The sequence below is a fragment of the Arthrobacter sorbitolis genome (assembly GCF_054510995.1).
In genome coordinates, this window is record NZ_JBTNDM010000010.1 from 86435 (window position 1) to 95610 (window position 9176).

The following is a 9176-nucleotide window of genomic DNA, read 5'->3' on the forward strand; positions in this document are numbered from 1 at the left end:
CCACCACCGGCAGGAGCACCATGGGCACCGATCCGTCAGGCACCCTCGACCAGGAGGATCCGCGCGGTCCCGCCGTCGATGTGTCCACAGAACTGCAGGAGTACCCGGGTTTCACCGAGCGCATGGATCCGCGTCCGGACCACGGCGAGGACAGCTACACGGGGCACGGACGGCTGGCGGGCCGCAGGGCCTTCATCACCGGCGGTGACTCCGGTATCGGCCGGGCAGTGGCGCTCGCCTTCGCCCGCGAGGGAGCGGACGTCGCCATCGGCTACCTGCCCGAGGAGGAGGAGGACGGGGCGAGCTGCCTCGAACTCATCCGCGCCGAGGGTCGCACCGCACTCGCCGTGCCGGGAGACCTGCGGGAGGAGGCGTATGCGCCCGAGGCCGTCCGGCAGGTGGTGGAGGGCCTCGGCGGCCTGGACATCCTCGTGAACAACGCGGGTTTCCACATCGCGCAGCCCGCGGGCCTGCCCGACATCGACGCCGGGCAGCTGCGCCGCACGTTCGAGACGAACGTGTACGGCACCATCTGGCTCACGCAGGCGGCACTGCCCCATCTGAGCGAGGGAGCCTCGATCATCAACACGACCTCGATCCAGGGCTACCACCCGTCCACGAGCCTCATGGACTACGCCGCCACGAAGGCCGCGCTCAACAACCTGACCTTCAGCCTCGCCGAGCTGCTGGGGGAGCGCGGTATCCGGGTGAACGCCGTGGCGCCGGGGCCGATCTGGACGCCGCTGCAGCCCGCCACCACCACCAGCGAGAAGCTGGAGTCCTTCGGCGAGGGGACGCCCCTCGGCCGGATGGGCCAGCCGGCCGAACTGGCGGGCGCCTACGTCTTCCTCGCCTCGAACGACGCGCGCTACGTCTCCGGTGAGGTCCTGGGCGTCACCGGTGGCAAGCCCCTCGCCTGACCGGGCACCCCGCCGGCGGGCCCGGACCAAGCCGGGCGGCGCTGCGCGACGAATCCCAGTCACCAGCGCCGGAGGTTCGCCGTCCGGCGGCCGGCTGATACGGACAGGCTGATCGTGAACCCTCTGACTGCACCGCCCTCGAGGCGCCGCACCACCCTGTTCGCCGTCGCGTTCGCGGCGTCGCTCGCCCTCGGTGGATGTGGCGCCGTCGAGGACAACCCCCTCGGCGTGAACACCGCGGAGGGGCAGGCGCCTGCCGCACCGGACACGCCCGGGAGCGGCAACCAGGCGGCCGCGGTGACGGACGGTCTCGGCGATCTCGGCGACGATCCCCTGAACGTCGGCATCGACGGTGCCGAACTCTGCGGGGTGCAGCCCGACGACAGCCGCCTGCGCTACACCGTGATGCTCCACAACCCGACGCTGGAGACCTTCACCTTCGGCGAGATGGCGCTGGGCGATCCGCAGGGCCTGGTCATCCTCTCGTCGATGGTCCAGACGGCCAACCGCGAGGGGCACCACCACCCCGGCGCCGAGACGGGCGCCCACGGGGAGCACACGGCGACGCCCACACCGACGCCGACCGCGTCACCCGAGCCCATCGGCCCGCCCGTGCCGGCGGACGGCTACGAGTTCCTGCCCGACGCCCACGTGAACATCATCGTGACGGTCGAACTCGCGGAGGGCGCCACCCACGGGAGCGCCGACAACATCCTCGTCGCGTTCTCCACGCCGGAGCGCGACTACTCGGTGGCCCACGACCTGAAGATCGACGTCGACGCCACCTCCTGCGCCTGACCGGCGACCGCGCGACAGGCGAACAAAGCACAGGACCCCCGCCTCGGAGAGGCGGGGGTCCTGTGCTTTGACCGGGTGTTCAGCTCTGCGGTCCGGCTCGATGACGGACCGGGGACCGGCCCCGGACCCGCCCTACGGAAGGACTAGGCCGGGAGCTGCAGGACGTGACCCGTGAAGATCAGGTCTGCGTGGATGACGGTATCGGCGTTGGCGGCGAAGAGTGCCTGCCAGCCACCGGTGACGCCGAGCTTCGTGGCGATGGAGCTGAGGGTGTCACCCGACTGGATGGTGTAGGTCTCGCCGCTCAGGGCGACGGGAGCGACGGCGACAGGTGCGGCGACGGGCGCCTGGGCGACCGGTGCGACGGCGACGGGAGCCTGGACCGGAGCCTCGGCGACCGGGGCGACGTACTGCACGGGTGCCTGGACCGGCGCCTGGACCGTCGTCTGGTACTGGTACACCGGCGCCGCGGCGACGGGAGCGGGAGCCTGCGCCGGCACGACACCGGGGTTGGCTGCGCCGTTCAGGCCGAGCTTGGCGGAGCAGGCGGGCCATGCGCCCCAGCCCTGGCCGGCGAGGACGTTCTCGGCGACGGCGATCTGCTGCTCACGGCTGGCGCTCGCTGCGTCACCCTGGCCGCCGAAGGCTGCCCAGGTCGAAGGCTGGAACTGCAGGCCGCCGGAGAAGCCGTTACCGGTGCTGATGCCCCAGTTCCCGCCGCTCTCGCACTGCGCGAGTGCATCCCAGTCGCTGGCGGGGGCTGCGTTGGCCGCACCGGCCGCTGCGCCGAGGCCGAGGCCGGTGAGTGCTACCGCGGCAAGTCCGCGACGGGCGCTGGTGCTGAAGGTGTGTGTATTCATGGGGTTACGATGCTCCGAGAGGCCACCCGCACTAGGTCCGTCCCCGGACTTCTTCGCGCCGCTGCTCACCTTGACGGTTTAGAGGTCATGGTTCGGCAGCCGCCTGTTGAGCAACGAGCGGTGGAGGGCGGTGCCGGGCATTCATCGCTGCTCGAAGAACGGCAGCTTTTCGCTTCCCCGGACGGGGAACTGCCTCCACCGTAGGGCATATTTCATTCGTTGCCAAACTGGTACAGCGGCGTGCTTGACATTGAGGAAAAACAGGGAATTACAAGTGGCCGATTTGAGGATCGTCTGCCACACTAGGCGCCGGACACTCCGGGACCCCCACGAAAAGGGCCCGGACGGCGTCGTCCGGGCCCCCTCCGGGCAGAGCCCGCGTGCTGATGTCAGGCGGCCTTGGCGAGATACCCGTTGGGATCCAGCACGTACTTCGTGGCCGCGCCGGCGTCGAACTCCTCGTACCCGCGTGGTGCGTCGTCGAGCGCGATCGGCTTCGCATTCACGGCCTTCGCGATGTGGACACGATCATGCAGGATCGCCATCATCAGCCCGCGGTTGTACTTCATCACCGGACACTGGCCGGTGGTGAAGGACAGCGACTTCGCCCAGCCGGTCCCGAGGCTGAGCGACAGGGAGCCGACCTTCGCGGCCTCGTCGATGCCTCCGGGATCGCCCGTGACGTAGAGGCCGGGGATGCCCAGGGCACCGCCGGCCGCCGTCACCTGCATCAGCGAGTTGAGCACCGTGGCCGGCGCCTCCGTCGCCGAGCCGCTCCCGTGGCCGCGGGCCTCGAAGCCGACGGCGTCGACGCCGCAGTCGACCTCCGGCACGCCCAGCAGCTGCTCGAGCTGGTCGCGCGGATCACCCTTGGACACGTCGACGGTCTCGCAGCCGAAGCTCCGCGCCTGCGCCAGCCGGTCCTCGTTGAGGTCGCCGACGATGACGACGGCCGCACCGAGCAGCTGCGCAGACACGGCGGCGGCCAGGCCCACAGGGCCGGCCCCCGCGATGTAGACGGTGGAGCCGACGCCCACCCCGGCCGTCACTGCCCCGTGGAAGCCGGTGGGGAAGATGTCGGACAGCATCGTCAGGTCGAGGATCTTCTCCAGGGCCTGGTCCCGGTCGGGGAACTTCAGCAGGTTCCAGTCCGCGTACGGCACGAGGACGTACTCGGCCTGGCCTCCCACCCAGCCGCCCATGTCCACGTAGCCGTAGGCGCTACCCGGACGGTCGGGGTTCACGTTGAGGCAGATGCCGGTCTTGCGCTCCTTGCAGTTGCGGCACCGGCCGCACGCGATGTTGAAGGGCACCGAGCAGATGTCGCCCTTCTTGATGAACTCGACGTCACGCCCCACCTCCACCACCTCACCGGTGATCTCATGGCCCAGGACGAGGTCCGACGGCGCGGTGGTACGGCCACGGACCATGTGCTGGTCCGATCCGCAGATGTTCGTGGCGACAGTCTTCAGGATCACCCCGTGGTGCACGGCCCGACCCACGTTGGCCGGGTTCACCCCCGGTCCGTCCTTCAGTTCGAAGGTGGGGTAGTCGATGTCGATGATCTCGACCTTGCCCGGTCCCTTGTACGCAACAGCTCTGTTTCCGCTCATGGAACTTCCTTTTCGTCGATCCGTTCGTGGTGCGCCCGATCGCCCGGGCGCTGGAACCGGTGACCGCAGGACGAATGGGCCCGCAGCCAGCCGGTAGCGCCGAACCTACCGCGCAGGGGGTCGCATGGACGTTGCATCACCGACCGCGCCGGATTGCGGAACCGGCCGGGCCGGGGGAGGGTAGCCCCATGACCGACACGGTTCTCGTCACAGGGGCTACCTCCGGCATCGGAGCCGAGTTCGCCCGTCAGTTCGCCGGACGGGGGTGCGCCCTGGTCCTCGTGGCGCGGGCGGTGGCCCCGCTCGAGGAGACGGCCGCAGCCCTGCGCGCCCGCTGGGGTGTCGACGTCGAGACGATCGCCGCGGACCTGCTCGACGACGACGGCCTGGCGCGTGTGCTCGCGCGCCTGCGTGCCGCGGGCCCCCCGGAGGCGGGGCCCGACGAGGGGGAGCCCCGCGACGGGGAGCGCGGACGGGCCCCGGTGACGGTCCTGGTGAACAACGCGGGCTACGGGCTGGTCCGCCCCTTCGCGGACAACCCGCTCGACGACGAGGTCCGCCACCTCCGCATCCACGTCGAGGTACCGCTGTCCCTCGCCCACGCCGCCCTGCAGTCGATGCGACTGCGCCGGGCGGGAACGATCATCAACGTGGCGAGCGTCGCGGGCTTCACGCCGCGGGGGACCTACGGGGCGGCCAAGGCGGCGATGATCAGCTTCAGCCGGTGGGCGAACCTCGTCTACGGCCCCGAGGGGATCCGCGTGACGGCGGTGTGCCCGGGCTTCGTGCACACCGACTTCCACCAGCGCATGGGGGCCGACAAGGGGAGTGTCCCTGCCCTCCTGTGGCTCGATGCGGGGCTCGTGGTCCGGGAAGCGCTCCGGGACTCCGCGGCGGGGAAGGCCGTCTCGGTCCCGAGCATCCGGTACAAGGCGCTCACCGCGCTGGCGCGGGTCATGCCGCCGTCGCTCGTGGCACGGTTGGCGTCCCGCGGCCGCTGACCACGGGTGATGGGTCGCGGGTGGCTCCGACCCGGTTCACCGTCGACCGCGGGGCGAGGCTACCGGCCCGCTCCACCGCTGTCCCAGGTGTCGGGTTCGGCCGCCGCGTCCTCCGGGTGTCGATCCCCGGGCCCCGCCGGTGCCCCGTCGCCGTCGAAGGCCGCGGGTACGGCGCCTGCTTCGTGGGTGCCCTGTTCGTCGCGGATGCTGTCGGCGCGATGACCCGTCGAACCCGCCGAGGGGTCGAGGACGTCCTCACGCCGATCCGCGTCCGGGTGGCCGTCGTCGCCGTGCCCTTCCTGCGGGGTGCCGGGCCCGCTGTCGGGCCGGGCGTCCTGCCCTGCGCGGCCGGCTTCCTTCTCCCGGGGCGGGACGGGCGCCGCCGGGCCGAGCGGATGATCCGCGGGGAGGGCCGCGCCGTCGGGATTGCCTGCGCTGCTCTGCTCGGTCATTCTGCTCCTCCAGTTCGGGCGGCGTGGTCGGCCCCTCGGACGGGGTGGCACCGCTCCCGATCCCTGTCCGTCCATGCCTCGCCCCCACTGTGCCATGCGTGCCCGCCCAGCACCGGAACAGGTAGGCGCCCAGGGGTTAAACCGGTCGGTAAGGATGCTTATGATAGGGGGCCGCAGGTTTGTGGAAGTTGCGCCTTACAAGGAGGTAGGACGATGGCAGGTTACTTCAAACTGGTGGACGCTCACGACGACGGTTTCCGCGTGAAACTGACCGCTCCCGATGGAACGCTCGTGGCAGTGTCCACTTTCTACGCGTCGAAGGAAGAAGCGATCGCAGGGATCGAACTGATCCGCGAGATCGCCGGCACGGGGCCCGTGGTGGATCACAGCCGCGTCGAGTCCCCCGAACAGGAAGAGCTCCTCTACGGCCTGCAGGCCACGCCCGGACGGAACGGCGCAGCGCGTCGCGAGGCCTGAGCGGACCCGGCGTCGGGCCGGGACAGGGAGGATCCCGACACGGTGTACCACTGTATACAGTGATGCGGGTCGTGGAATAGGATGGGACCATTCCACGAATCTCTCTGAAGGGAGCCAACGTCATGACGACTGCGGACTCATTCGGCGCGAAGGGCGTACTCGATGTCGCCGGCGCTGAATACGAAATTTTCAGGCTCAGTGCGGTCGAAGGCTCCGAGAACCTTCCGTTCAGTCTCAAGGTCCTCCTGGAGAACCTGCTCCGCACCGAGGACGGTGCGAACATCACGGCGGACCACGTCCGTGCCCTGGCAGGGTGGGACGCGGCAGCGGAGCCGGACACCGAGATCCAGTTCACGCCCGCCCGCGTGATCATGCAGGACTTCACCGGCGTGCCCTGCGTCGTCGACCTCGCCACGATGCGCGAGGCCGTCGTCGACCTCGGTGGCGATCCCAAGCGCGTCAACCCGCTCGCGCCCGCCGAGATGGTCATCGACCACTCCGTGCAGATCGATGCCTTCGGCAACGCCGGAGCGCTCGAGCGCAACATGGAGATCGAGTACCAGCGCAACGGCGAGCGCTACCAGTTCCTGCGCTGGGGCCAGACCGCGTTCGACGACTTCAAGGTCGTCCCGCCGGGCATGGGCATCGTGCACCAGGTCAACCTCGAGTACCTCGCCCGCACGGTCATGACCCGCGAGGTGGGCGGCGTCCTCCGCGCCTACCCCGACACGTGCGTCGGCACCGACTCGCACACCACCATGGTCAACGGACTCGGCGTCCTCGGCTGGGGCGTCGGCGGCATCGAGGCCGAGGCGGCCATGCTGGGCCAGCCCGTCTCGATGCTCATCCCGCGCGTCGTCGGCTTCAAGCTCACCGGCGAGATCCCCGCCGGCGCCACCGCCACGGACGTCGTCCTCACGATCACGCAGCTGCTGCGCCAGCACGGCGTCGTCGGCAAGTTCGTGGAGTTCTACGGCGAGGGCGTGGCCTCCGTGCCGCTCGCCAACCGCGCCACCATCGGCAACATGAGCCCCGAGTTCGGTTCCACCGCCGCGATGTTCCCGATCGACGACGTCACGCTCGACTACCTGCGCCTCACGGGCCGCCCGGCCGAGAACGTGGCGCTCGTCGAGGCGTACGCCAAGGAGCAGGGCCTCTGGCACGACCCCTCCCGCGAGATCAGCTTCTCCGAGTACCTGGAACTGGACCTGTCCACCGTGGTGTCCTCGATCGCAGGACCGAAGCGCCCCCAGGACCGCGTGGAGCTCAGCAAGTCCAAGAGCCAGTTCCGCGAGGACCTGCGCAACTACTCGAACGACCCCGACCTGGACTTCGCGCCCGGCGGCACCGTCGACGAGTCGTCGCAGGAGAGCTTCCCGGCCTCCGACTCCCCGTCCTTCACCCCCGGCACGACGTCGTCCGTCACCGAGGAGAACACGAAGCCGCGCGAGACCGTCGACGCGAGCGCCGGAGCGTCGGACTCGCGTCCGTCGAAGAAGGTCAGCGTCAGCATGAAGGACGGCCGCGAGTTCGAACTCGACCACGGCGCCGTCAGCATCGCGTCGATCACGTCCTGCACCAACACGTCCAACCCGTCCGTGATGCTCGCCGCCGCCGTGCTGGCGCGCAACGCCGTCGAGAAGGGCCTCGTGTCCAAGCCGTGGGTCAAGACCTCCGTGGCTCCGGGCTCGAAGGTCGTCACCGACTACTACGAGAAGTCCGGCCTCATCCCGTACCTGGAGAAGCTCGGCTTCTTCACCGTCGGCTACGGCTGCGCCACCTGCATCGGCAACTCCGGTCCGCTGGAGGACGAGATCTCGCAGGCCATCCAGGACAACGACCTCGCGGTCACCGCCGTCCTGTCCGGTAACCGCAACTTCGAGGGCCGCATCAACCCGGACGTGAAGATGAACTACCTGGCCTCGCCGCCGCTGGTGGTCGCCTACGCCCTGGCCGGCACGATGGACTTCGACTTCGACAGCGAGCCGCTCGGCCAGGACGAGGCGGGCACCGACGTGTTCCTGAAGGACATCTGGCCGAACCCGGTCGAGGTCCAGCAGGTCATCGACTCCTCGATCGACGAGGGCATGTTCACCTCGAGCTACGCCACGATCTTCGAGGGCGACGAGCGCTGGAAGTCCCTGCCCACGCCCGCGGGGGACACGTTCGCCTGGGATCCGGAGTCCACGTACGTGCGGAAGCCCCCGTACTTCGAGGGCATGCAGCGCGAGGCCAGCCCGGTCGAGGACATCGACGGCGCGCGCGTCCTGCTGAAGCTCGGCGACTCGGTCACCACCGACCACATCTCGCCCGCGGGATCGTTCAAGTCGGACACGCCGGCCGGGCGCTACCTCACCGAGAAGGGCGTCCAGCGGAAGGACTTCAACTCCTACGGCTCACGCCGTGGGAACCACGAGGTCATGATCCGCGGCACCTTCGCGAACATCCGCATCAAGAACCAGCTGCTCGACGGCGTCGAGGGCGGGTTCACGAGGGACTTCTCCCAGCCGGACGCACCGCAGGCCGCCGTGTACGACGCGGCCGAGAACTACCGTGCCGCGGGTACCCCGCTGGTGGTCCTCGCCGGCAAGGAGTACGGCTCCGGCTCGTCGCGTGACTGGGCCGCGAAGGGCACGGCGCTGCTGGGCGTCAAGGCCGTCGTCGCCGAGAGCTACGAGCGCATCCACCGCTCGAACCTCATCGGCATGGGCGTGCTGCCGCTGCAGTACCCGTCGGGCCAGAACGCGGAATCCCTCGGGCTCACGGGCACGGAGACGTTCGCGGTCAGCGGCGTCACCGAGCTCAACGAGGGCCGCACGCCCCGCACGGTCAGGGTCACGGCGACACCGGCGGACGGCGGCTCGCCCGTCGAGTTCGACGCCGTCCTGCGCATCGACACCCCGGGCGAGGCGGACTACTACCGCAACGGCGGCATCCTGCAGTACGTGCTGCGCCAGCTCGCCGGCTAGCGCCACCAGGTCCCGGGGGGGGGGGGGGGGGGGGGGGGGAGGGGGGGGAGGAAGGGGGGCGCGGGGGAGCGCACAGAAAACAAAAA

8 protein-coding genes are annotated in these 9176 nt (G+C 70.0%); 5 read left to right on the forward strand and 3 right to left on the reverse strand.

Annotation, left to right across the window (positions count from 1 at the left end; translation table 11 throughout):
- Nucleotides 1–20 precede the first annotated feature (20 nt).
- Entirely contained in the window at nt 21–920 is a 900-nt protein-coding gene (locus ACX80K_RS15025) for an SDR family oxidoreductase (protein WP_459272705.1), read from the forward strand.
- Nucleotides 921–1034: 114 nt separating this feature from the next.
- Nucleotides 1035–1718 (forward strand): hypothetical protein, encoded by a 684-nt coding sequence (locus ACX80K_RS15030; RefSeq protein ID WP_459272695.1) that lies wholly within the window; start codon nt 1035–1037, stop codon nt 1716–1718.
- 143 nt (nt 1719–1861) lie between these two features.
- Here the strand turns inward: ACX80K_RS15030 and ACX80K_RS15035 are convergent, their stop codons facing one another.
- Both ACX80K_RS15035 and fdhA read right to left on the reverse strand, forming a co-directional pair.
- Nucleotides 1862–2578: a transglycosylase family protein gene (locus ACX80K_RS15035; RefSeq protein WP_459272696.1), complete on the reverse strand. Its 717-nt coding sequence runs from the start codon at nt 2576–2578 to the stop codon at nt 1862–1864.
- A gap of 389 nt (nt 2579–2967) precedes the next feature.
- The gene (gene fdhA, locus ACX80K_RS15040; protein ID WP_459272697.1) at nt 2968–4191 is read right to left on the reverse strand and encodes a formaldehyde dehydrogenase, glutathione-independent; all 1224 of its coding nucleotides are present in this window, start codon (nt 4189–4191) and stop codon (nt 2968–2970) included.
- A gap of 188 nt (nt 4192–4379) precedes the next feature.
- On the opposite strand from fdhA, the gene ACX80K_RS15045 reads away from it, so the two are divergent.
- Complete coding sequence (locus tag ACX80K_RS15045) at nt 4380–5192, forward strand: SDR family NAD(P)-dependent oxidoreductase (protein WP_459272698.1); 813 nt, start codon at nt 4380–4382, stop codon at nt 5190–5192.
- A gap of 59 nt (nt 5193–5251) precedes the next feature.
- Here the strand turns inward: ACX80K_RS15045 and ACX80K_RS15050 are convergent, their stop codons facing one another.
- Complete coding sequence (locus tag ACX80K_RS15050; RefSeq protein ID WP_459272699.1) at nt 5252–5644, reverse strand: hypothetical protein; 393 nt, start codon at nt 5642–5644, stop codon at nt 5252–5254.
- Between the two features lie 213 nt (nt 5645–5857).
- Between ACX80K_RS15050 and ACX80K_RS15055 the strand changes: the two genes are divergently transcribed.
- Both ACX80K_RS15055 and acnA read left to right on the forward strand, forming a co-directional pair.
- Entirely contained in the window at nt 5858–6121 is a 264-nt protein-coding gene (locus ACX80K_RS15055; protein WP_459272700.1) for a YegP family protein, read from the forward strand.
- Nucleotides 6122–6243: 122 nt separating this feature from the next.
- Nucleotides 6244–9090, forward strand: coding sequence for an aconitate hydratase AcnA (gene acnA / locus ACX80K_RS15060; RefSeq protein ID WP_459272701.1), 2847 nt, complete (start codon nt 6244–6246; stop codon nt 9088–9090).
- Nucleotides 9091–9176 lie beyond the last annotated feature (86 nt).